The organism is Ramlibacter sp. MMS24-I3-19 (assembly GCF_050320135.1).
GTDB lineage: Bacteria > Pseudomonadota > Gammaproteobacteria > Burkholderiales > Burkholderiaceae_C > Ramlibacter.
The window spans coordinates 2,591,060-2,612,434 of record NZ_CP190017.1; the positions used below are offsets into that span (position 1 = coordinate 2,591,060).

General features: G+C 66.7%; 23 protein-coding genes. 14 read left to right on the forward strand and 9 right to left on the reverse strand.

All coding sequences use genetic code 11. The features are described 5' to 3' along the window. The first annotated feature begins 20 nt into the window (after positions 1-20). Positions 21-1,220 carry a nicotinate phosphoribosyltransferase gene (pncB, locus tag ACPWT1_RS12990; RefSeq protein WP_427911595.1) on the forward strand — a complete coding sequence of 400 codons (1,200 nt, stop codon included), beginning with the start codon at positions 21-23 and terminating at the stop codon, positions 1,218-1,220. A 9-nt stretch (positions 1,221-1,229) separates the two neighbouring features. On the opposite strand, the gene ACPWT1_RS12995 is transcribed toward pncB, so the two are convergent. Next, complete coding sequence (locus ACPWT1_RS12995) at positions 1,230-2,192, reverse strand: tripartite tricarboxylate transporter substrate binding protein (protein ID WP_427911596.1); 963 nt, start codon at positions 2,190-2,192, stop codon at positions 1,230-1,232. Between the two features lie 65 nt (positions 2,193-2,257). Beyond that, positions 2,258-2,980, reverse strand: a complete 723-nt coding sequence (locus tag ACPWT1_RS13000) for an ArsR/SmtB family transcription factor (RefSeq protein ID WP_427911597.1) — start codon at positions 2,978-2,980, stop codon at positions 2,258-2,260. Between the two features lie 199 nt (positions 2,981-3,179). Between ACPWT1_RS13000 and ACPWT1_RS13005 the strand changes: the two genes are divergently transcribed. Together ACPWT1_RS13005 and ACPWT1_RS13010 are read left to right on the forward strand one after the other, a co-directional pair. Then, positions 3,180-3,581: a hypothetical protein gene (locus tag ACPWT1_RS13005; protein WP_427911598.1), complete on the forward strand. Its 402-nt coding sequence runs from the start codon at positions 3,180-3,182 to the stop codon at positions 3,579-3,581. A gap of 92 nt (positions 3,582-3,673) precedes the next feature. After that, on the forward strand, positions 3,674-4,027 hold the full coding sequence (locus ACPWT1_RS13010) for an antibiotic biosynthesis monooxygenase family protein (RefSeq protein ID WP_427911599.1): 354 nt from the start codon (positions 3,674-3,676) through the stop codon (positions 4,025-4,027). Positions 4,028-4,052: 25 nt separating this feature from the next. Here ACPWT1_RS13010 and ACPWT1_RS13015 read toward each other — a convergent pair whose 3' ends face one another. After that, positions 4,053-4,601, reverse strand: a complete 549-nt coding sequence (locus ACPWT1_RS13015; RefSeq protein ID WP_427911600.1) for a hypothetical protein — start codon at positions 4,599-4,601, stop codon at positions 4,053-4,055. Positions 4,602-4,719: 118 nt separating this feature from the next. Here ACPWT1_RS13015 and ACPWT1_RS13020 point away from each other — a divergent pair, with 118 nt between their 5' ends. From ACPWT1_RS13020 to ACPWT1_RS13055, 8 genes are all read left to right on the forward strand, one after another. Then, positions 4,720-5,148, forward strand: coding sequence for a YciI family protein (locus ACPWT1_RS13020; protein WP_427911601.1), 429 nt, complete (start codon positions 4,720-4,722; stop codon positions 5,146-5,148). 200 nt (positions 5,149-5,348) lie between these two features. After that, positions 5,349-6,437, forward strand: coding sequence for an alpha/beta fold hydrolase (locus ACPWT1_RS13025; RefSeq protein ID WP_427911602.1), 1,089 nt, complete (start codon positions 5,349-5,351; stop codon positions 6,435-6,437). 103 nt (positions 6,438-6,540) lie between these two features. After that, the gene (locus tag ACPWT1_RS13030; RefSeq protein WP_427911603.1) at positions 6,541-6,966 is read left to right on the forward strand and encodes a VOC family protein; all 426 of its coding nucleotides are present in this window, start codon (positions 6,541-6,543) and stop codon (positions 6,964-6,966) included. A 64-nt stretch (positions 6,967-7,030) separates the two neighbouring features. Then, entirely contained in the window at positions 7,031-8,833 is a 1,803-nt protein-coding gene (locus tag ACPWT1_RS13035) for a glycoside hydrolase family 15 protein (RefSeq protein ID WP_427911604.1), read from the forward strand. 238 nt (positions 8,834-9,071) lie between these two features. Further along, positions 9,072-10,103, forward strand: a complete 1,032-nt coding sequence (locus ACPWT1_RS13040) for an SGNH/GDSL hydrolase family protein (protein WP_427911605.1) — start codon at positions 9,072-9,074, stop codon at positions 10,101-10,103. Positions 10,104-10,208: 105 nt separating this feature from the next. After that, positions 10,209-10,490 (forward strand): nuclease-related domain-containing protein, encoded by a 282-nt coding sequence (locus ACPWT1_RS13045; protein WP_427911606.1) that lies wholly within the window; start codon positions 10,209-10,211, stop codon positions 10,488-10,490. 26 nt (positions 10,491-10,516) lie between these two features. Beyond that, complete coding sequence (locus tag ACPWT1_RS13050) at positions 10,517-11,131, forward strand: hypothetical protein (RefSeq protein ID WP_427911607.1); 615 nt, start codon at positions 10,517-10,519, stop codon at positions 11,129-11,131. A gap of 55 nt (positions 11,132-11,186) precedes the next feature. Beyond that, positions 11,187-11,888 carry an NYN domain-containing protein gene (locus ACPWT1_RS13055; RefSeq protein ID WP_427915555.1) on the forward strand — a complete coding sequence of 234 codons (702 nt, stop codon included), beginning with the start codon at positions 11,187-11,189 and terminating at the stop codon, positions 11,886-11,888. A 7-nt stretch (positions 11,889-11,895) separates the two neighbouring features. On the opposite strand, the gene dbpA is transcribed toward ACPWT1_RS13055, so the two are convergent. Then, a complete protein-coding gene (gene dbpA / locus ACPWT1_RS13060; RefSeq protein WP_427911608.1) occupies positions 11,896-13,299 on the reverse strand; it encodes an ATP-dependent RNA helicase DbpA in 1,404 nt (467 codons plus the stop codon). 115 nt (positions 13,300-13,414) lie between these two features. On the opposite strand from dbpA, the gene ACPWT1_RS13065 reads away from it, so the two are divergent. Next, complete coding sequence (locus tag ACPWT1_RS13065; RefSeq protein WP_427911609.1) at positions 13,415-13,645, forward strand: hypothetical protein; 231 nt, start codon at positions 13,415-13,417, stop codon at positions 13,643-13,645. Between the two features lie 134 nt (positions 13,646-13,779). Here the strand turns inward: ACPWT1_RS13065 and ACPWT1_RS13070 are convergent, their stop codons facing one another. From ACPWT1_RS13070 to ACPWT1_RS13080, 3 genes are read right to left on the reverse strand one after another with little or no spacing between them, the layout of a single operon-like run. Continuing rightward, positions 13,780-14,391, reverse strand: a complete 612-nt coding sequence (locus tag ACPWT1_RS13070) for a hypothetical protein (RefSeq protein WP_427911610.1) — start codon at positions 14,389-14,391, stop codon at positions 13,780-13,782. Beyond that, positions 14,391-15,893, reverse strand: coding sequence for a dGTPase (gene dgt / locus ACPWT1_RS13075; RefSeq protein ID WP_427911611.1), 1,503 nt, complete (start codon positions 15,891-15,893; stop codon positions 14,391-14,393). Before dgt ends, ACPWT1_RS13070 begins: the two co-directional genes overlap by 1 nt. 2 nt (positions 15,894-15,895) lie before the next feature. Continuing rightward, positions 15,896-17,692, reverse strand: a complete 1,797-nt coding sequence (locus ACPWT1_RS13080) for a glutamine--tRNA ligase/YqeY domain fusion protein (protein WP_427911612.1) — start codon at positions 17,690-17,692, stop codon at positions 15,896-15,898. 158 nt (positions 17,693-17,850) lie between these two features. Here ACPWT1_RS13080 and ACPWT1_RS13085 point away from each other — a divergent pair, with 158 nt between their 5' ends. Continuing rightward, positions 17,851-18,195, forward strand: coding sequence for a hypothetical protein (locus tag ACPWT1_RS13085; protein ID WP_427911613.1), 345 nt, complete (start codon positions 17,851-17,853; stop codon positions 18,193-18,195). Between the two features lie 192 nt (positions 18,196-18,387). Here the strand turns inward: ACPWT1_RS13085 and ACPWT1_RS13090 are convergent, their stop codons facing one another. Continuing rightward, the gene (locus ACPWT1_RS13090; RefSeq protein WP_427911614.1) at positions 18,388-18,627 is read right to left on the reverse strand and encodes a hypothetical protein; all 240 of its coding nucleotides are present in this window, start codon (positions 18,625-18,627) and stop codon (positions 18,388-18,390) included. Between the two features lie 170 nt (positions 18,628-18,797). Beyond that, the gene (locus tag ACPWT1_RS13095; RefSeq protein WP_427911615.1) at positions 18,798-19,040 is read right to left on the reverse strand and encodes an FmdB family zinc ribbon protein; all 243 of its coding nucleotides are present in this window, start codon (positions 19,038-19,040) and stop codon (positions 18,798-18,800) included. Between the two features lie 524 nt (positions 19,041-19,564). On the opposite strand from ACPWT1_RS13095, the gene ACPWT1_RS13100 reads away from it, so the two are divergent. After that, on the forward strand, positions 19,565-21,346 hold the full coding sequence (locus ACPWT1_RS13100; protein ID WP_427911616.1) for a thiamine pyrophosphate-requiring protein: 1,782 nt from the start codon (positions 19,565-19,567) through the stop codon (positions 21,344-21,346). Positions 21,347-21,375 lie beyond the last annotated feature (29 nt).

The following is a 21,375-nucleotide window of genomic DNA, read 5'->3' on the forward strand; positions in this document are numbered from 1 at the left end:
TTTGCTGCGATGCTTGTCGCATGCCCGCATTCGTGCCCGTGATCGCCAGCCTGCTCGACAACGACCTCTACAAGTTCACGATGTGGCAGGCGATGCTGCATCGCTTCCCGCAGACGACAGCCGAGTACGCCTTCGTGTGCCGCAACGAGCCGCGCTTCCCGCTGGCCGACCTGCTGGACGAAGTGAACGAGCAGCTCGACCACCTGTGCACGCTGCGCTTCACCGACGACGAGCTCGCCTGGCTGGGCGCGCTGCGCTTCATCAAGTCGGACTTCGTCGACTTCCTGCGCCTCTTCCAGTTCCAGCGCCGCTTCATCCGCGCCTGGGCCGAAGGCGGGCAGCTGCGCATCCACGCGGCGGGCCCGCAGGTGCACGTGATGGACTTCGAGATCCACGTGCTCTCGATCGTCAACGAGCTGTATTTCCGCCGCGTCGACCAGGCCCAGGCGCTCGAGGTCGGCCGCGAGCGCCTGCGCGCCAAGATCGACCTGCTGCGCGCGGTGGACGTCGCGCCCGCGCGCGCGCACCCGCTGGAGATCTTCGACTTCGGCGTGCGCCGCCGCTTCTCGGGCGCGTGGCAGCGGGAGGTCGTCGCCACGCTGCGCGACGAGGTGCCGGAATTCTTCAAGGGCACGTCCAACGTGCTGCTGGCCAAGGACCTCGGGCTGGTGCCGATCGGCACCATGGCCCACGAGTACATGCAGACGTTCCAGGCGCTGGGCGTGCGGCTGCGCGACTTCCAGCGCGCCGCGCTGGAGGGCTGGGTGCAGGAGTACCGCGGCGACCTGGGCATCGCGCTCACCGACGTGATCACGATGGACGCCTTCCTGGCCGACTTCGACCTGTACTTCGCCAAGCTGTTCGACGGCCTGCGGCAGGACTCGGGCGACCCCATCGCCTGGGGCGAAAAGGCGATCGCGCACTACGAGAAGCTGCGCATCGACCCGCACACCAAGCGGCTGGTGTTCTCGGACGGGCTGGACATCCCGAAGGCGCTGGCGATCTACGACGCGTTCGCCGACCGCGCGCTCACGGGCTTCGGCATCGGCACGCACTTCACCAACGACGTCGGCCACACGCCAATCAACATCGTGATGAAGCTGGTGACGGCCAACGGCCAGAGCGTGGCCAAGATCTCCGACACGCCCGGCAAGACGCAGAGCAAGGACGAGACCTTCCTCGCGTACCTGCGGCAGGTGTTCAACGTGCCGCAGGCCTGAGCGGGAGCGTCAGTCCGCCTGCATCTGCGCCGCCTTGGCCACAGGGCCCAGGCGCGCCTTCTCGGCGGCGAGGAACTTGCGGAAGTCCTCGCGGCTGCCGCCCTGCGGGTCGATGCCCTGCGGGATCAGCCGTGCGCGCAGCTCGGGCGACTTCACCGCCTTGTTCACGGCGGCGTTCATCTTCTCCAGGATCTCGTTCGGCGTGCCCTTGGGCGCGAACAGGCCGGCCCAGTGGCCGATCACCACGTCCTTGAAGCCCTGCTCCTCGGCGGTGGGGATGTCCTGCAGCGCGGCGACGCGGCGGTTCCAGGTCGAGGCGATCGCGCGCAGCTTGCCGCCCTTGATCTGCGGCAGCACCACGGGGCTCGCTTCGGAGGTCGCATCGACCTGCTTGCCGATCACGGCCACCACGCCTTCGGAGCCGCTCTTGTACGGAATGATGTCCAGCTGGGCGCCAGCCTTGTACTTCAGCATCGCGGCGACGAAGTGCGGCGTGCTGCCGGTGCCGGCAGTGGAGAAGGTGAGGCCCTTGCCCTTCTTGGACTGGGCGATGAAGTCCTTCAGGTCCTTGATCGGCGAATCGGGCGGCACCACGATCACCGAGGGGCTGACGGCCATCAGCGCCACCGGCACGAGGTCATCCTCCTTGTACGGCATGGACTTCTTGATCATCGCGTTGGTGATCACGCCGGCCGCCGGGGCCAGGAAGGTGTAGCCGTCCGGCGCCGCCTTCGCGACGATCTCCGAGCCCAGCACCGAGCCCGCGCCGGGCTTGTTGTCCACGATGATCGGCTGGCCCAGTTCCTTCGAGGCCGCCTCGGCGACATAGCGCGCCACCAGGTCGTTGGCGCCGCCGGGACCGAAGGGCACCACGAAGTGGATCGGCTTGGACGGCCAGGTGTCGGCGTGCGCGGCGACGGCGGCGAAGGCGAGGAGGGCGGCGCCGGCAAGGCGCGAGGGGCGGAAGGGCATGGATGGGGTTCCTGTGGAGGCGCCACGGACCGGGCGCTCGGCGGCGATGGTGCGGCGCGTTGCTGTCAATCGGCTGTCGCCAGATGTTGCCAGCGCTGCGAGCCCAGCCAGTCGCGGAACGCCGTCGCCCCGCGGGGCGTGAGCGCCAGTGCGCGCGTGCCGGGCTTCTGCAGCAGCCAGCCCATCTCGAGGCTGTGCGTGCAGAGCAGGGCGCCCAGCCGGCCAGCCAGGTGCATCCGGCGCTCACCCCAGTCCAGGCACGGGCGGCACGCGGGCCGCTTGCCGCTGCCCTGCGCGTTCACGACTTCGGAGCGCAGGCCCAGGCCGGCCAGCACGGCGCCGGCGCGGTCGGTGACGACGGCCGTGTCGTCCTCGATGACCACGGCGCCCTCGTGCACCAGCTTCTCCGCCATCGCCACAGCAAGGCCCCCGGCCAGGTGGTCGTAGCAGGTGCGGGCCAGGCGCATGGTGGCGTCGCGCGGACCGGTGGCGATGCGCGATGACGGCGGCGTCGACTGCGCGGCCAGCTGCATGATCCCTTCGAGCACGCGTGCCACTTCCGCCGAGGCGAGCCGGTGGTAGCGGTGCCGGCCCTGCCTTTCCAACTTCAGCAGCCGGGCCTCGACCATCAGCGCCAGGTGCCTGCTGGCGGTGGCGGGCGTGATGCGGCCAGCCGCGGCCAGTTCGTTGGCGGTGAGCGCGCGGCCGTCCATCAGCGCCACCAGCATGCCCGTGCGTGCGGGCTCGCCCACCAGGGCGGCGATGCGGGCGATCTGGTTGGTGGTCATGGCCGCAGTGTGCATCCGGCCCGGCCAGCGACGCTTTGCCCGGGAACGAAGCGTGCGCGTGGGAACGGCGCCACAAGCCTGCAACCGATTGACACAAAGTTCACGGCCGCACGCAAACTGGACAAAGACGTTGCACTTTGTGCTGCTGAGCCAGACGCCACGCGGCACGATGGAGCTCATCGTTTCCCACCGGCCCACCATGACTTCGCTTCGCTCCTCGTTGTTGCTTCCCGCGACCCTGTTCGCGGCCGTGACCTCGGCCGGCGCGCAGGATGCCCAGTACCCCACCCACGCCGCGCCCGTGGACACCCCGATCTACAAGTGCGGCGGCACGTACACCAACGTCAACTGCGGCGGCCCCCAGGTGAACAGCCACCGCGTGACGAAGACCTTCGACAAGAACCAGCTCCCGCCGCAGGACCGCGCCCGCAAGATGGCGCGCGCCATGCTGCCGCCCGAGACGCGCGACAAGTGCAACTCGCTCGAGACGCAGATCCGGCAGGAGGAGCGCCGGCTCAAGACCAAGCAGGAACCCGTTACGGAGGCCGAGGAGGGAGACCTGGCGATCCAGCGCGTGCATTACCGCGAGATGCGCTGCTGAACGCCGGAAAGGGCGGACGCTTCGCTCCACGGCGAAGCATCCGCCCGGCATGGGCTGCAACAATGGTGCTCCGTCCTCCGGAGCAGCAGCCCATGATTGCCGTGATCTTCGAAGTGCTCCCGCGCGAGGGCCGCCAGCAGGCGTACCTCGATGCCGCCGCGGCGCTGCGTCCGGAGCTGGAACGCATCGACGGTTTCGTGTCGGTCGAGCGGTTCCAGAGCCTCACCACGCCGGGCAAGCTGCTGTCGCTGAGCTTCTGGCGCGACGAGGAAGCCGTGGCGCGCTGGCGCAATCTCGAGAAGCACCGCGGGACGCAGGCATTCGGGCGCGACGTCGCGTTCGCGGATTACCGGCTGCGCGTGGCGGGTGTCGTGCGCGACTACGGCATGGACGATCGCAAGCAGGCGCCGGCGGATTCGCGCGAGCGGCACGACCATCGCGGCTGATGTCGCAGCGTCGCTGCCGCGGCGCTCAGGCGCGCGGCTGCGGCTCGGCTGCGATCGACACTACCGTTCCCTTCGCAACCACCGTGGGGCCGACCAGCACATGCAGGTCCGTGCCGGGCGTGAGTTGCTTGCGCGCCGAGGCCGGCCGCAGCAGCTCCAGCCACAGCGACGGTGATGCGTCCTGCGTGAGCCAGCGTGCGACCGGCTGCGCCAGCCGCACCGTGAACCCATGTCGCTTCACCAGCAGGACCGCGCGTCGCTCGTCCGGTTCGAGGGCGCCTAGCCAGCCATCGGGCAGCGGCACCGTCTCCACCCGGACCTCCACCTGCGGCGTGAAAGTGCTGCCCGCCGGGAAGTCGGTCGGCGGCGGTTCGCGGCGCGGCAGCTTGCCGATGACATACGCGATGAGGTTGCCGACCGCCGGCAGCCAGATGACCAGCAGCAGCGTGCCGATGTCGCGTAGCGTGGAGGGCGCGGGCGCGTAATGGCGGATCACCCCACCGGAGACGGCAAGGGCGAGCATCACGCCCATGGCGATGCGGCGGCGGGACGACGTGGCGACGACGGCAGGCATGGCGCATTGTGCGGCCCGACCGACCGTGGCTCGGCGTTGGCACGGTTGTCGAAACTGGGGCGCGTCGTTCGTCGTGCAGGTGAGGGCGGGTGGCCGCCCGACTGACAAGGAGACTGCGATGCGTTTCATGGTGATGGTCAAGGCGACCGCGGCCAGCGAAGCCGGCGTGATGCCGACGAAAGCCGACCTGGCGGCCATGGGCAAGTTCAACGAGGAGCTGGTCGCGGCGGGCGTGATGCAGTCCGGCGACGGACTGAAGCCGAGTTCCAAGGGTGCACGCGTGCGCTTTTCGGGCAAGGACCGCCGCGTGATCGACGGGCCGTTCGCGGAAACCAAGGAGCTGGTGGCGGGCTTCTGGATCTGGAACTGCGCCTCGCTGCAGGAGGCGATCGAGTGGGTGAAGCGCTGCCCGAACCCGATGCCCACGGATTCGGAGATCGAGATCCGGCCGTTCTACGAGGCCGAGGACTTCGGTGCGGAGTTCACGCCGGAATTGCGGGAGCAGGAGGAGCGGTTGCGCAAGGAGATGGACGCGCAGCGGAGGTGAGGCGGAAGCCTTGGATTCCCGCCTTCGCGGGAATGACAAAAACCTGTGTCGTCCCCGCGGAGGCGGGGACTCAAGGCGCCCGAACGTGCGTACGTTCCGATCTCCCTCCTGTCGCGTTCTCCGGGTTCCTCCCGCGTTGCGCGGTCTCCGTGCCTCCGCTAGCGTGCGCATGCCAACGAACAACACCGGAGACAACCTCGATGCAGCGTTCTTCCGTTCGCACTGCGGCGCCGTGGCGCCTGCTCCTCGCTTGCCTGGCCTTCGCCTTCTCGTTCTCCGCGTTCGCGCAGAACTATCCCAGCCCCAGGGAGGGCGACTTCGTCCTCAAGGACTTCAAATTCCACACCGGCCAGGTGCTGCCCGAGGTGCGCATGCATTACGTGACCATCGGCGCGCCCACGGGCGAGCCGGTGCTGGTGCTGCACGGCACGGCGGGCTCGTCGCAGAGCATGTTGACGCCCGCCTTCGCCGACGAGCTGTTCGGGCCCGGCCAGCCGCTGGATGCGGCGAAGTACTTCATCGTGATCCCCGACAGCCTCGGCCACGGCAAGAGCACCAAGCCGTCCGACGGCCTGCGCGCGAGCTTTCCGAAGTACGACTACGACGACATGGTCGATGCGCAGTACCGGCTGGTGAAGGAGGGCCTGGGCATCCAGCACCTGCGCCTCATCATCGGCAACAGCATGGGCGGCATGCAGACGTGGATCTGGGGCACGAAGTACCCGGGGGAGATGGACGCGCTGGTGCCCATGGCCTGCCAACCCACCGAGATGTCCAGCCGCAACTGGATCCTGCGCAGGCTGATTACCGACTCCATCACCAGCGACCCGGAGTGGAACGGCGGCAACTACACGAAGCAGCCCAGGAGCGCGCACTTCGCCTCGGTGTTCTTCGGCTTCGCCACCAGCGGCGGCGACCTGGGCCTCTACCGGGCCGCGCCGACGCACGAGAAGGCGGACGCGCTGCTGGACGCCCGCATGAAGGCGCCGTTCCCGGCCGACGCCAACGACGTGCTGTACCAGTGGGGCTCGTCGGCCGACTACAACCCGTCGCCCAACCTCGAGAAGATCCGCGCGCAGGTGCTGGCCATCAACGCGGCCGACGACGAGCGCAATCCGCCCGAGACCGGCATCATGGAACGCGAGATGAAGCGGGTGAAGAACGGCCGGCTGTACCTGATCCCCGCGAGCGACCAGACCGCGGGCCACGGCACCACGGGCAACGCGAAGTGGTACCGGCAGCAGCTGGCCGAGTTCCTGCAGGGCGTGTCGTCGGCCGCCGCTCGGTGAAAACCCGCGGGAGTTGTCCCGCCTTGTCGATTCGCAGCGCGGTCGTTCGTCGTGCTGCTGTCGGGGCCGGCCGTGCCCCGCCGAACCAATCCAGGAGATCGCGATGCCCACGCTCGACAACTACATCCATTTCGACGGCCAGTGCGCCGAGGCGATGCGCTTCTACGAGCGCACGCTGGGCGGCAAGCTGCAGACGCTGCTGACCTATGGCGAGTCGCCGGTGCCCGACCAGCAGTGCCCCGCCAGCCAGAAGGACCGCATCATGCATGCGTGCCTGGTGCTGGATGGCCGCATGCTGATGGCCTCTGACGTGCCGCCCGGCATGTACCAGCCCAAGGCGGGGTTCGCGGTGTCGCTGAACTACACCACGGCAGATGAGGCGCGGCCCATCTTCGACAAGCTGTCGGAAGGCGGCAAGGTGATGATGCCGTTCGGCAAGACGTTCTGGGCCGACGGCTTCGGCATGTTCATCGACCGCTTCGGAACGCCGTGGATGGTGGGCGGCGGGCTGCAACCGGTCGGGTACTGACCGTCACCTGCAAGGTCGAGTCGGCGTCCGACACGCCGTCATCCGCGGCGCGGCAAGATGCGGCATGCCCAGCCGCATCGAAGACCACGCCCTGCTCGGCGATGGCGAGACCGTGGCGCTGGTCGACCGCACGGGCGCGATCGACTGGCTCTGCTGGCCGCGCGTGGACAGCGAGGCCGTCTTCTGCTCGTTGCTGGGCACCGAGGACCACGGCTTCTGGCGCATCGCGCCGCTCGACGCCAACGCGAGGGTCACGCGGCAGTACCGCGACGGCACGCTCGTCGTCGAGACGCGCTTCGACACTCGCGAAGGCAGCATCGAAGTCGTCGACGCGCTGGCGGTCACCACCGCCGACCGCCACCTCGTGCGCCTGGTGCGCGGCCTGCGCGGTCGCGTGCAAGTGCGCAGCGAGTTCGCGGTGCGCCTGGCCTACGGCCTCACCGTGCCCTGGGTCACGCACCAGGGCACCACGGTGTGCGCCACCGGCGGCGAGAACCGGCTGGTGCTGCGTGGCCCGGTGCCGCACGCGGGCCGCGACTTCCGCAGCTATGCCGACTTCGAGGTGCGCGAGGGCGAGGAGGTCGCGTTCGACCTCACCTATGGACTCTCGTACGAACGGGTGCCCGAGGCCATCGACGTGCACCAGGCGCTGCAGGACACCACCGCGCACTGGCGCGCCTGGATCGCGCAGGCCAAGGTCAACGGCCCGTATGGCGAGGTCGTGCTCCGCTCGCTGCTGACGCTGAAGGCGCTGAGCAACTCGCGCACCGGCGGCATCGTGGCCGCCGCGACGACATCCCTGCCCGAGCAGCCGGGCGGCACCCGCAACTGGGACTACCGCTACTGCTGGCTGCGCGACTCCACGCTCACGCTGCTGGCGCTGCTGCAGACCGGCTTCGTCGACGAGGCGCGTGCGTGGCGCGACTGGCTGCTGCGCGCCTGCGCGGGTTCGCCGGTGGACATGCAGATCATGTACGGCGTGGGTGGCGAGCGCCTGCTGCCCGAGTGGGAGGCCGACTGGCTGCCCGGCTACGACGGCGCGCGGCCCGTGCGCATCGGCAACCTGGCGTCGCGCCAGCGGCAGCTGGACATCTTCGGCGAGGTGGCCGACGTGATGTTCCAGGCGACGGTGGTCGGCCACAAGCCCGACCCCGAAGGCCTGCAGCGCGGCCTGGTGCTGATGCGGCACGTGGCCCGGATCTGGCGCGAGCCCGACTACGGCATGTGGGAGGTGCGCGGCGAACCGCGCCACTTCACGCATTCCAAGGTGATGGCCTGGGTGGCCGTCGACCGCTTCGTGCGCCTGGTGGAGGAACTGGGCGCGCAGGACATCGACCTGCAGCCGTGGCGTGCGCTGTGCACCGAGATGCACGACTGGATCTGCGAGCACTGCGTGGACCGCGAGGGCGGCCACTTCGTGCAGCACGTGGGCGGCCGCGGCCTCGACGCCTCGTTGCTGATGCTGCCCCTGGTGGGCTTCCTGCCGCCGCACGACCCGCGCATGGTGGCCACCGTCGTGGCCATCGAGCGTCACCTGATGCAGGATGGCCTGGTCTGCCGCTACATCACCGATCCGAACGTCGATGGCCTGCCGCCGGGCGAGGGCTCGTTCGTGGCGTGCAGCTTCTGGCTGGTCGACAACCTGGTGCTGCAGGGCCGCGTCGACGAGGCGCGTGCGCTCTACGAGCGGCTGCTGGCGCTGTGCAACGACGTGGGGCTGCTGTCCGAGGAGTACGACCCGGCGAGCGGCCGCATGCTGGGCAACTTCCCGCAGGCGTTCAGCCACGTGGGCATCGTGAACTCGGCGCTGAACCTGCAGCGCGTGCAGGGGCCGGCGAAGCAGAGGGCGGAGAAGGGCGCGGAGTGATTCCCGCGCAGGCTGCCGCCCCGCGCCTACAAGGCTTCCGCCGGCCTGCCAGGACCATCGACGGCAAAGGAAGTCGTCAATGCCTGCCCTGCCTGCCCACCGATCGTTGCGGACCCTGATTGCCGCAAGCACTGTCTGTCTCGTCACGGCCTGTGGAGGTGGAGGCGGCAGCGACAGCGCGACCGCCCCGCTGCCGGCTTCGCAGCCCGTCGCGTCCGGCCCAGCGCCCATCTCCCGTGTGATCGTCGCCGGCGACAGCCTCGCCGACGTCGGCACCGTCGGCTACAAGGCCACCGTGCAGAGCGCGTCGAATCCGGCAGCCGGCTACCCCATCTACCCGCAGCTCGTGGCGCAGCAGCTCGGCGCCGGCGCCCTCTGCAACTACTTCTCCACTGCTGACCAAGGCAAGACATTCACGACCCACGCCGGCTGCACCGACTTCGCCGTGGCCGGCGCGTCCATCGCCAACCCGATCACGATGGGCGGCAACGAAGTGCCGCTCTCGGTTCAGGACCAGCTGAAGACCGCGGCGTCTGCGAATGGCGGTGCATGGCAGCCCGGCGATCTGGTGGTCGTGGACGCCGGCGCCAACGACGCGCTGGGCCTGGCGGACACCTATCTCGGCGCGCAATACGGAACTGCCGCCGACCAGGCCGTGTACCTCGCGTTGCTGGGACAGCAGCTGAGTGGCTCGGCGATCACGCAGGCCCTGGCGCAGCCCAACGGCGGCAGCGTCGCGGCCAACCTCTACATGCAGCAGCTGGCGCAGACCTGGTGGAACGCGCTGAAGGCGAACACGCTGGACAAGGGCGCCACGCGGGTGGCCGTGGTCAACGTGCTCGACATCACGCTCACGCCGCGGTTCAGGAAGGGGACCACCTCCGGCATCGCGACCGACCACGGCGCCGCTGCGGCCGCCGACTTCGAAACGCAGGTGCGCAGCTGGATCGTGACGTTCAACAGCGAGCTGGCGAAGCTGGCCGCGGGGGATTCACGCGTGGTGGTGGTGGATTTCTTCAGCGACTTCACCGCGCAGAACACGACGCCAAGCGCGTTCGGGTTGACCAATGCGAGCGAGGCGGCGTGTCCGCTGAATGCGGACTTCCCGGCGTGCACGGATGCCGCACTCGATGCGACGCCTCCGGCGGGGCTGGTCGCTGGCTGGTGGAAGACGTGGCTGTATTCGGACCGGTTCCATCCGTCGCCGCGGGGGCATGAGTTGTTGGCGGCGGCGGTGGCGCGGGCGATTCAGGTTGCAAGGTGGAGATGAGGGCATCCAGACCACATTGGCGTGCCAAAAGATCAAGGCGAGAAGCTCCCCGTGTACTTCTGAACTCCGGCCCTTGGCACAATCTTGTGCCAGGGAGGAGTCGCCATGTTGATCAAAAAGGCAGACGACAAAGGCAAGCGCCTGTCGCTCTTGGAAGACCTTCAACGTTCCGCCGTGCTGGACGCCAGGCAGAAGCAGTGGCTGCGTGAGGAGCTGAGTCGCCTTCGCAAGGGCATCCAGGGAGAGCGAGACTCCGCGTACTACCTGGATCAGTACTTCAAGGATTCCGAGAACCACGTCGTACTGCACGATCTGCGATTCGTCATCGACGGCGACGTTGCGCAGATCGATCACCTCGTGATCAGCCGGTCCTCGGCATCTACCTGATCGAGACCAAGAACTACTCGGGCAACGTGAGCATCAATGCCCACGGCGAGTTCACTGTCGACTATGACGGCGAGCGCTTCGGCGTGCCGTCGCCCATCGAGCAGAGTCATCGGCATGAGCGAGTGCTGCGCCGGCTGCTCGAACGCCTGGAAATCGACAGCAGGACCGGAGGCGGCTTGCAATGCCACCACGTCGTGATGTTCCATCCCAAGGCGATCATCGACAGGCCGGCGTCGAAGGAGTTCGACACCCGCAACGTGATCAAGTCAGACCAGTTCCCGAGTTGGCGGGAGCAGTTCGTGGAACGCGCCGCTGGCGGGGCGAAGATCCTCGTCGCCATCGCGAACCTGCGATCGTTCGACACGATCAAGGAATGGGGTGAGAAGCTGATGCGACAGCACCGCCCAGCGCCTCTCCTGGACCTGCCCGAGTTCATGCAGCCGAAGCGGACGCCCGAGATCAAGCCGATCGCAACGTCGGCGCCGAGTGCGGGGAGCGATATCGAGGCTGGCAAGAAGAAACTGATCTGCCTGCACTGCAACGCGAAGATCAGCTACCCAGAAGGCAAGTTCTGCTGGAACAACGAGAGGCGCTTCAAAGGCGGCCAGTACTGCAGGGAACACCAGGCCCTGCATTCGTAGATCGAGAGTCTCGCGGGGAGCTGGCGTGGCGACAAGAGAATCGACCCGATTGGCAGTGCTGATCGACGCGGACAACCCGTCCTTCCGTTTCTGCGAGGACGTGCTCGAAGAAGTGGCCCGCTACGGGCGCGCCACGATCAGGCGTGCCTACGGCGATTGGACGACCGACAACCTGAAAGGCTGGAAGGAGATGCTGCACAAGCACGCCATCCAGCCCGTGCAGCAGTTCCGGTACACCACCGGCAAGAACGCCACGGACTCGGCCATGATCATCGACGCGATGGATCTCCTGCACGGTGAGCGCCTGGACGGATTCTGTCTCGTGTCTTCGGACAGCGACTTCACGCGGCTCGCGACGCGGATTCGCGAAGCGGGGCTGACGGTCTACGGCTTCGGCGAGGAGAAGACGCCGAAAGCCTTCATCGCTGCGTGCGACAAGTTCATCTACGTGGAAGTGCTGCGCAACGAGCCCGAGAAGGTCAGGGACGTCGCAGTGCCCGATTTCCAGCCTCTCGTCTTCGCGGCACTCGACGCGACTGCACGTGAGGACGGTTGGGCTCACCTGGGAGCGATTGGTGCCCAGTTGACCCGGAATCAGCCTTCCTTCGATCCGCGCAACTATGGCGTGAAGAAACTCGGGGAATTGATGCGCAAGCAGCCGTACCTGGAAGTGAAGGATGTCCCCGCCGCAGAGGGCAGCGCCCACCTGCAGGCCTACGTCAGGCGAAAGTCACCGGCAGGCGCAAGGAGCCTTTAGCTCCACATCAATCCACAGCGTCGTCCAGCACCCGCACCTTCACGCTCTTCCCCTTCACCTTCCCCGCATTCAGCCGCGCCGCCACCTGCTGCGCGATGCTGCGCTCGACGGCCACATACGTCGAGAACTCGTTGACGTCGATCTTGCCGACCTGCTCGCGCGTGTAGCCCAGGTCCTTGGTCAGCGCACCCAGCACGTCGCCGGGGCGGATCTTTTCCTTGCGGCCGCCCTGCAGGTGCAGCGTGGTCATCGGCGGCACCAACGGGCCGCCATCGGCGGGCGTGAGTTCGCCCAGCGGGTGCCACACGCTCTCCTGGCCTTGCAGCTGTTCGATCCGGCCCACCGCGCCCATCTCGTCCATGCTGGCGAGGTTGAGCGCCAGACCGCTCTCCCCGGCGCGGCCCGTGCGGCCGATGCGGTGGATGTGCACCTCGGGGTCGGGCGTGACGTCGACGTTCAGCACGCAGGCCAGGCTGGCGATGTCCAGCCCCCGGGCGGCGACGTCGGTGGCCACCAGCACCGAGCAGCTGCGGTTCGCGAAGCGCACCAGCACCTGGTCGCGATCGCGCTGCTCCAGGTCGCCGTGCAGCGCCAGCGCCTGGATCCCGCGCGACTGCAGCCACGCCGCCACCTCGCGCACGCGCAGCCTGGTGTTGCAGAAGGCGAGTGTGGTGGCGGGCCGGAAATGGTCCAGCAGCCGGCCGACGGCGTCGACGCGGTCCCGGTCGGCGACTTCGTACCAGCGCTGCTCGATCACGCCGCCGGCGTGCTGTGCGTCCACCTTCACCGTGACCGGCTCGCGCAGGAAGCGCGCGGCCAGCTGCGCGATGCCTTCCGGGTAGGTGGCCGAGAACAGCAGCGTCTGGCGCTGCGGGGGGCACTGCTTCGCGACCTTGGCGATGTCGTCGACGAAGCCCATGTCCAGCATGCGATCGGCCTCGTCCAGCACCAGCGTGTTGAGCGCGTCCAGCTGCAGGCTGCCGCGATCGAGGTGGTCCAGCACGCGGCCGGGCGTGCCCACCACGATGTGCGCCCCGTGCTCCAGCGTCGCCAGCTGCCCGCGCAGCGGCACGCCGCCGGTGAGCGTCACCACCTTGATGTTGTCCTCGGCGGCCGCGAGGCGCCGCACTTCGGCCGTCACCTGGTCGGCCAGCTCGCGCGTGGGACACAGCACCAGTGACTGCACGGCGAAGCGGCGGGGGTTGAGGTTTGCCAGCAGCGTGAGCGCGAAGGCGGCGGTCTTGCCGCTGCCGGTCTTGGCCTGCGCGATCAGGTCTTTGCCCAGCAGCGCAGGCGGCAGCGCGGCCGCCTGGATGGCGGTCATCTCGGTGTAGCCGAGGCGCTGGAGATTCGCGAGGGTGGCGGCAGCAAGGGGAAGGGTGGAGAACGCGCTCGGCGAGGGGGAAGGCATGGGGACATTGTCGTGGCGGCCCGCCGGTCTGCAGCGAACTGACTTTGCAGTCGACGGTGGAGGAAGAGATCGTCTACCTGGCGTTCGCCGCGGTTACCGGCGACCAGTACCAGATGTGGAGCACGCGACCACGGAGCACCAGGAGGTCAAGGACGCGACCGCGAAGGTGCTGCAAGCAGAAAGTCTGGAAGGCGCAATAGAAGTGATCATGCGGCGCACGCTAATCGACGAGGAGCGGCGCGACATGCACGCCAAGGTGCTGGCGTGCGGGATGGAACTGACCAGGCTGAGTCGCAGGATTGAGGCGCGGCGGGCGGAGGTGACCGCCTCCGTGCAGGAAGGCTGAGCACGCTGCGGACGCACGGCGGCTTTGATTTGCTCAGTACCTGCCAGCTGCACAGTTGGCGCGGAACGGTGAAACCCTCGCCGTGAAAGAGTCAGCTGGAGGCTTGATCAAACGGATGTGAAGTCGGTTTGATATCAGGAGCCTGCTAACAGACGTGGAGTGCGGCTTGCAAAGCTTGGTTGTAGACGGCTTGGCATCGATAAATATTGCTTGGTGTTGCAAGACCATCTGAGTGCGGCATACCCTGCAATTATCCGATGGCCGATCCACCGCGGGTCCACAATCGCCTCCCCACTTCTTGGATTGCAAAGCAGCATCTTGCCCATGGCGATCTGCCAGCCGCGTCCATCTACTAGTTCAGAAGCATACCCGTGGAAAGATCTGCCGCTCTCAAACCAAACAAACCCACTGAACTGTGAGTCTTGCAAAAACGCGTTCACGTCGACTAACGCTTCCACGCGAGTAGTAGCCATGTCCACTAATGGGAGGTGGAGTGTCCGACCACTCATGTCGATCACGATCGAATGGAAGGCGATCTCTTCTTGGTCCCTGCATTGACGGAAGAGCCCGGTTACAAAGGAGGCGTTCAGGAAGTCGTTCCGGCTTACTTCAATCGTGCGTCGTTGATCGACCAAGCTCTGCGGTCGATAGACGTAGAAGCTCAGAAATAAGCTCGCAACGCTCTCCAGGCGGCCGATTACGGAGCGCACGTGCCAATACGGATGCTTTTCGTCCAGCGCGAACATCAGCCGGTCCTTATCCCAGAAAGCATCTGGAAACTCCACAAAGCGAAGTCATCAGTCATCCCGCTGATGAAATCTGTCACTAGGTGAGCGCGCAGGTTCCAGCGCGCAAGTGCTGCCGTCGCGGAATTTCCCGTATGCGAGGAACTGGCATGTTGATAGGCGAGTTTGTAACGCTCTGGAAAAATGCTCAGCAGTTTTCGCTCAACTAGTAGGGACCTTCCCGAGGGATCTTTGTCTTGACCATCGAGGGTCGCCTCGAAGCGGCTATCGGAGCATTTCAGCAGACATGCGAAGTGGTCGAGAAGGCCTCGCACAGCAGCAAGCCCGGCGAGTTCCTTCCTTTCTATGCTAGCGGCGTGATAGACGTGTTCGCGGCAGTAGGCTTTAAGCATCTCGAGCATCTCTCCGCCTGGAGTGCCTCGAGCGATGAGACCTGAAGGCCGTCCAGTAAGGATTTCTTCATGCTTCGACACATACTCATCACTCGCCGCTACACATAGGACGCGCGAGAGGCTCGTGCGGAAAATCGTGAACCGCGAAATATCTGGAGCAGAGGGATCTGCTGCTTTAGCCAAGATCTGCGAAAGCTGCCCGGCCAGCGTAGTGCCAGCAAATGGCGAGCCAATGCTGTTCCACTGCGCGGCGAGATCTTGGAATACTTTGAGAGATGTTAATAGGCCCTTCTCGATCGAGTCTTCTAAGTCACTTATGCAATAGGCAATGTCGTCGGCGGCCTCCATGATGTAGGCGAGGGGGAATCGTCTAGGTGCGCCAGGGTCTATCCCAAAGTGAGTCCAAATCTTCTGAACGAGCGCAGCCTCTGTGGAGAAGAAGCCTGCCTTCTTCCTGAAAGGGCGTCTCTTGTCCGGATGGTCGATCTGAAAGTTCGGTGCTCGGAGATACTTCAGATATGAGGCAAGACTGGTGTACGTAAGATTCAGACCATAAGGATCGTCATTCCATTGAAGGAGAGCTGCGATCCGTAGGCCTTGGCAATTGCCGTCGAACTCAACGAAGTCGGCAAGCGCACTCTCAACGTCCGGGTCGGGCACCGACAAGTTGGCGCCACTAAGGACGGAGCGCAGAACTTCTGGTCCTCGGGTGCGGAACCAATCGGCAATTGCAGCCTCGCCGAAATGGCCAAACGGTGGATTGCCTAGGTCATGCATTAAGCATGCAACCTCTACGAACGTCACAAGTGCCCGCGCTTGGAGCGTGTCCACAGCGGCTTGAACATCGGCAGTTAGTCTTTCGACTACCAGGTCGGCGATAAACCGCCCGATCTGTGATACCTCGATCGAGTGCGTCAAGCGACTTCGAACAGCTGCGTTAGGTTCTAGGCTGAAAACCTGTGCCTTCTGCTGCAGGCGTCGAAACGGGGCCGAGAAGATGAGCCGACCACGATCGCTTTCGGCTTCGACAGCAATCGAGCGCGCCGCGAGCGTCGATGTCCGTTCACGCTTATTTGACAGCAACGTTGAGTAAGTCGATGTACTTGGCATGCTCATCTCCCCCAACTGTCTTTCAACCCCGTCACCCTGTTGAACACGGACTTCCCCGATCCGCCTTTCAGGTGATCGACACGATCCGCCACGAAGTACCCGTGCCTCTCGAACTGGAACTTCTCATCCGGCTTCGCTGATTTCAGCGAAGGTTCCAGGTACGCAGTCACGACCTTGAGCGACTCCGGATTCAGCTCCTCGAGAAAGTCCTTCTCTCCCGTATCCGGCTGCGGCACCGAGAACAACCGGTCATACAGCCGCACTTCCGCAGCGATCCCATCGGCCACACCCACCCAGGTGATGTTCCCTTTGACCTTCACCTTGTCCGCCCCCGGCGTCCCGCTCTTCGTATCCGGCACGACCTTCGCGCGCACCTGCGTGACGTTGCCGTCCGCGTCCTTGTCCGCCCCGACGCACTCGATCACGTGCCCGTACTTCATCCGCACCTTGTTCCCCGGGAACAAACGGAAGAAGCCCTTGGGCGGCGTCTCTTCGTAATCGGTGCGCTCGATCCACAGCTCGCGGCCGAAGTTGAACGTGCGGCGGCCGCGGCTCTCGTCGTGCGGGTGCACAGGCGCCGAGCACGGATCGAGCACGTCGTCCCCACCCATCACCTCGCCCCAGTTCTCGATCACCAGCTTCACCGGGTCCAGCACCGCCATCGCACGCGCCGCCTTCGGATCCAGGTCGTCGCGCAGCGCCGCTTCCAGCGACGAGTAGTCGATCCAGGAATCGCTCTTGGTCACGCCGATGCGCTCGGCGAACAGCTGCAGGCTCTCGGGCGTGAAGCCGCGGCGGCGCAGGCCCACGATGGTGGGCATGCGCGGGTCGTCCCAGCCGCTCACGTGCTTCTGGTCCACCAGCTGCTTCAGTTTGCGCTTGCTGGTGATCACGTACGTGAGGTTCAGGCGCGCGAACTCGTACTGGCGCGGGTGCGGCGCATTGACCAGGCCGCCTTCGGCCAGGCGATCGAGCAGCCAGTCGTAGAACGGCCGCTGGTCCTCGAACTCCAGCGTGCAGAAGCTGTGGGTGATGTTCTCCAGCGCGTCCTCGATCGGGTGCGCGTACGTGTACATCGGGTAGATGCACCACTTGCCGCCCGTGTTGTGGTGCTCCGCATGCTTGATGCGGTACAGCGCCGGGTCGCGCAGGTTGATGTTGGGGCTGGCCATGTCGATCTTGGCCCGCAGCACCGCGGCCCCATCGGGCAGCTTGCCGTCGCGCATCTCGCGGAAGCGCTGCAGGTTGTCGTCGATCGACCGGCTGCGGTACGGGCTGTCCACGCCGGGCCGCGAGAAGTCGCCGCGGTTGGCGCGCATCTCCTCGGGCGTCTGTTCGTCGACGTACGCCAGGCCGGCCTCGATCAGGTACTCGGCGGCCCGGTACATGAAGTCGAAGTAGTCGCTGGCCTGGTACAGGTGGCTGGTGCCGTTGGCGTCCCAGCTGAACCCGAGCCACTTGACCGCATCGAGGATGCCGTCGACGTACTCCATCTCCTCCTTCTCGGGATTGGTGTCGTCGAAGCGCATGTGGCACACGCCGCCGTAGTCGCGCGCCAGGCCGAAGTTCAGGCAGATGCTCTTGGCGTGGCCCACGTGCAGGTAGCCGTTGGGCTCGGGCGGGAAGCGCGTGCGGATCTTCGCGGGGTCCGGCACGCCCGCGTGTTGTGTGGCCGCGTCACCGGGGTGGCCGGACCACTTCCGTTGCGCGTAGGTGCCTTGCTCCAGGTCGCGTTCGATGATCTGGCGCAGGAAATTGCTGGGTTTGGCCGCGTCCTTGTCGGCGCTCGGGGTGGTCATAGTCAACCGATTCTAGGGGTGCATCTGCCAAGGATTTGGCATGGCTGGGTTACCTCCCGAAACCGTTTTGACGGACCGACAACACGGCTTTAGCCCCGGTCGCGTCCAATCGAGGCAGGAGCAGGCCGTCGGCCTCCAAGCAGTTTCAGGAGTTCATCATGTCCATCGCTCGTTCCATCGCCTCGGTCGCCCTCGTCGGCATGGCCGTGCTGGGTGCGGCGGAAGCCGCCCACGCGGGCGGCCACGTGTCCGTGGGGATCGGCGTCAACCTCGGCGCGCCGGTCATGGCCGCGCCGGTGTATGCGCAGCCCGTCTATGCGCAGCCTGCGCCGGTCTACGTGCAGCCGGCACCGGTCGTCATGCCGCAGAGCGTCTACACCGTGCCGCCAGTCGTGTACACCCAGCCGCCAGTCGTGTACCCCGCCGGTGCCGTCTACTACGGCGCACCGGTGGTGGTGCGGCCCGGCTATGGTCACTGGCACGGGCATCACCGCCACTATTGATCGTGTTGACGGGGAACCGCAGGTTCTCTCCAAGCTGACCCCCGGGAAGCGCCAGGCGCTCCGGGGGATTTTTTTTGGGCTCCGGGGTCAGGGAAGCCTTGGGTCCCCGCCTTCGCGGGGACGACACAGCAGGGCGTCATTCCCGCGAAGGCGGGAATCCAGGGCGTCCATCCTGAGTGGACCTCGAAGAGCCTACTTGCTCCACTTGTCCTGGAAGTCCTCTTCGTCGACCTCGGGCGGGAAGGTCGGACGCATCAGCTTCTGCTGCTCGAGCTGCGCGCGCAGGTGCGGCCGGATGCTCTCCATGCCGTAGCCGCTGCGACCACGGCGTGGTCCCCACGACGCGTTGGTCGCGCGGGCAGGACCCCGAGGAGCGCCGTTCGCCGGTCGCTTGTTCTCGGGATCGCGGTTGCTGGAGTCGTCGCGCGCCATGGAACACACCGTAGACCACGCACGTGCCCTGCGGTGCCCGAGCGCGTCAGGGCTCGCGGTAGGAGGGACCTTACCAGGCGAATTCCTCCTACACCGGTGCACCGCATGGCGCACACGGCGCACCGATGCTTCCGGACGCGGCGCCCTTCCTTGCCTCCCCGCGGATGGGGTCAGCAGCAGCGACACGATGCGGGATGGCGCATGCGCGGATAGCTGCCGATGTCGGCGCTGCCCGCCGGTGCGTGGCGACGCTTCGAACCGTCGTCGCGCATCACGAGGCTCGGTCCGCCGTCGAACACACGAGGCGCAGGCAGCGTGCAGGCGGGGCAGGCCGCGGGCGCATCGCGTTGCGCGATCGGTCGCATCACGGCGAAGGTTCCGCAAGCGGAACAGGCGTAGTCGTAGGTGGGCACGCCTGCCAGTTGGCAATCGGAGTGCCTGGAGACCAGGCGCGACCACGAAAGCGGCCGGCAAAAAAAGAGCCCCCAGGCTTTGGACCTGGGGGCAACATGCCAGTCGCGGGACGGAGGGCCGGACCAGCTCACCCCGGAGGAGGAGGGGACTCAGAGGAGTCGGGGTGATTGGCCTGTAGTAAACCGCACACCTGCCGCAACCCCTGTAGGACGGGGCCGCATTCGGGTGGGAACAATGACGTAATCCCCGCCAAAAACGGCGGGATCAGCGCGGCCGTGCTGAATGTCGGGATGCGATGCATCGAGCGTGTCGTTGCGCGTGCGGGTTGTGAAGGTGTCATTGCGGGCTTGACCCGCAATCCAGTCCCGCGCCTCGTTCTGATCGCCGCTGCTGGATGCCGGGTCAAGCCCGGCATGACACATCTGGAGAACCTGCGCACAGCCGAGCACGAGTCGGTGCGCGCCTACCGTCCCGCTCGTGCCGCACTGACGGACCGCGGCGCTGCGGTGCGCAAGATGCGCGGATGGCAAAAACGGTGGGCGACCAGATCCTCGAGCGCCTGCACGCCTGGGGCGTGCGGCGCGTGTTCGGCTATCCCGGCGACGGCATCAACGGCCTGATGGGCGCGTTCGGCCGCCTCGACGGGAAGATGGAGTTCGTGCAGACGCGGCACGAGGAACTCGCCGCCTTCATGGCCTGCGCGCATGCCAAGTTCACCGGCGAGGTGGGCGTGTGCATGGCCACCTCGGGGCCCGGCGCGATCCACCTGCTCAATGGCCTGTACGACGCGAAGGCGGACCACCAGCCGGTGGTGGCCATCGTCGGTCAGCAGGCGCGCACCGCGCTGGGCGGCGACTACCAGCAGGAGGTGGACCTGGCGTCGCTGTTCAAGGACGTGGCGCACGAGTACGTGCAGCTGGCCACCGTGCCCGGCCAGGTGCGCCACCTGGTCGACCGCGCGTTCCGCATCGCTCGCGACCAGCGCACCGTCACCTGCGTGATCGTGCCCCACGACCTGCAGGAGGAAGACGCCGTGGAGTCGCCGCCGCGCGAACACGGCACCGTGCACAGCGGCATCGGCATCACGGCCGAACGCAGCGTGCCCGACAAGGCCTCGCTGCAGAAGGCGGCCGACATCCTCAACGCCGGCAAGAAGATCGCGATCCTCGCCGGCGCGGGCGCGTTGCATGCCGGGCCCGAGCTGCAGGAGATCGCCAACTGCCTCGGCGCCGGCATCGCCAAGGCGCTGCTGGGCAAGGCCGCGGTCTCCGACGATCTGCCCTTCGTCACCGGCGCGGTCGGCCTGCTCGGCACGCAGCCGAGCTGGGACCTGATGGATGGCTGCGACACGCTGCTGATGGTGGGGTCCAGCTTCCCGTACTCGGAGTTCCTGCCGAAGGAAGGCCAGGCGCGCGGCGTGCAGATCGACCTCGACAACCGACGCCTCGGCCTGCGCTACCCGATGGAGGTCAACCTCGTGGGCGACAGCAAGCTCACGCTGCAGGCGCTGCTGCCGCTGCTGCAACCCAAGGAGGACCGCAACTGGCGCCAGCAGGTCGAGGCGGGCGTGGCCAAGTGGTGGAAGGTGATGGAGGAGCGCGCGATGACCGATGCGCGCCCGATCAATCCGCAACGCGTGTTCTGGGAACTCAATCGCCTGCTGCCCGACGACGCTGTCGTGTGCTGCGACTCGGGCACCACCGCCGCCTGGTATGCGCGCGACCTGAAGTTCCGCAACGGGATGATGGGCTCGGTGTCCGGCGGCCTGGCGTCCATGGGCTGCGCGATGCCGTATGCGCTGGCCGCCAAGCTGGCGCATCCGCAGCGGCCCGTCTTTGCGCTGCTGGGCGACGGGGCGATGCAGATGATCGGCCTCAACGCACTGATCACGATCGCCGACCGCTGGAAGCAGTGGGCCGATCCGCGGCTCACGGTCATGGTGTTGAACAACGGTGACCTGAACATGGTCACCTTCGAGCAGCGTACGCAGGCGGGCGACCCGCGCTTCGATGCGTCGCAACTGCTGCCCGCGTTCCCATACGCCGAGTACGCGCGCATGCTGGGCCTGCGCGGCATCCGCGTGGACCGGCCCGAGCAGGTGGCGTTGGCGTGGGAAGAGGCGCTGGCGTCCGATCGCCCGACGGTGCTCGACATGGTGGTGGACGGCAACGTCCCGCCCGTGCCGCCGCACGTCACCAGCAAGCAGGCCAAGTCGTATTTCTCCGCGCTGTGGAAGCGCGACCCGGAAGCGCTGTCGGTGCTGAAGCAGACGGCGCGGGAGTGGTGGGCGGGGTTGAAGGGGTGAGGGGAAAGCTGTCATTGCGGGCTTGACCC

Coding starts and splice junctions, on each gene's coding strand:
- pncB (WP_427911595.1), top strand. CDS start 21: ATGCCCGCATTCGTGCCCGTGATCGCCAGCCTGCTCGACAACGACCTC.
- ACPWT1_RS13035 (WP_427911604.1), top strand. CDS start 7,031: ATGCCCAGCCGCATCGAAGACCACGCCCTGCTCGGCGATGGCGAGACC.
- ACPWT1_RS13010 (WP_427911599.1), top strand. CDS start 3,674: ATGATTGCCGTGATCTTCGAAGTGCTCCCGCGCGAGGGCCGCCAGCAG.
- ACPWT1_RS13080 (WP_427911612.1), bottom strand. CDS start 17,692: ATGACCACCCCGAGCGCCGACAAGGACGCGGCCAAACCCAGCAATTTC.
- ACPWT1_RS13025 (WP_427911602.1), top strand. CDS start 5,349: ATGCAGCGTTCTTCCGTTCGCACTGCGGCGCCGTGGCGCCTGCTCCTC.
- dbpA (WP_427911608.1), bottom strand. CDS start 13,299: ATGCCTTCCCCCTCGCCGAGCGCGTTCTCCACCCTTCCCCTTGCTGCC.
- ACPWT1_RS13085 (WP_427911613.1), top strand. CDS start 17,851: ATGTCCATCGCTCGTTCCATCGCCTCGGTCGCCCTCGTCGGCATGGCC.
- ACPWT1_RS13070 (WP_427911610.1), bottom strand. CDS start 14,391: ATGTTCGCGCTGGACGAAAAGCATCCGTATTGGCACGTGCGCTCCGTA.
- ACPWT1_RS13020 (WP_427911601.1), top strand. CDS start 4,720: ATGCGTTTCATGGTGATGGTCAAGGCGACCGCGGCCAGCGAAGCCGGC.
- ACPWT1_RS13100 (WP_427911616.1), top strand. CDS start 19,565: ATGGCAAAAACGGTGGGCGACCAGATCCTCGAGCGCCTGCACGCCTGG.
- ACPWT1_RS12995 (WP_427911596.1), bottom strand. CDS start 2,192: ATGCCCTTCCGCCCCTCGCGCCTTGCCGGCGCCGCCCTCCTCGCCTTC.
- ACPWT1_RS13000 (WP_427911597.1), bottom strand. CDS start 2,980: ATGACCACCAACCAGATCGCCCGCATCGCCGCCCTGGTGGGCGAGCCC.
- ACPWT1_RS13045 (WP_427911606.1), top strand. CDS start 10,209: ATGTTGATCAAAAAGGCAGACGACAAAGGCAAGCGCCTGTCGCTCTTG.
- dgt (WP_427911611.1), bottom strand. CDS start 15,893: ATGCCAAGTACATCGACTTACTCAACGTTGCTGTCAAATAAGCGTGAA.
- ACPWT1_RS13090 (WP_427911614.1), bottom strand. CDS start 18,627: ATGGCGCGCGACGACTCCAGCAACCGCGATCCCGAGAACAAGCGACCG.
- ACPWT1_RS13005 (WP_427911598.1), top strand. CDS start 3,180: ATGACTTCGCTTCGCTCCTCGTTGTTGCTTCCCGCGACCCTGTTCGCG.
- ACPWT1_RS13030 (WP_427911603.1), top strand. CDS start 6,541: ATGCCCACGCTCGACAACTACATCCATTTCGACGGCCAGTGCGCCGAG.
- ACPWT1_RS13015 (WP_427911600.1), bottom strand. CDS start 4,601: ATGCCTGCCGTCGTCGCCACGTCGTCCCGCCGCCGCATCGCCATGGGC.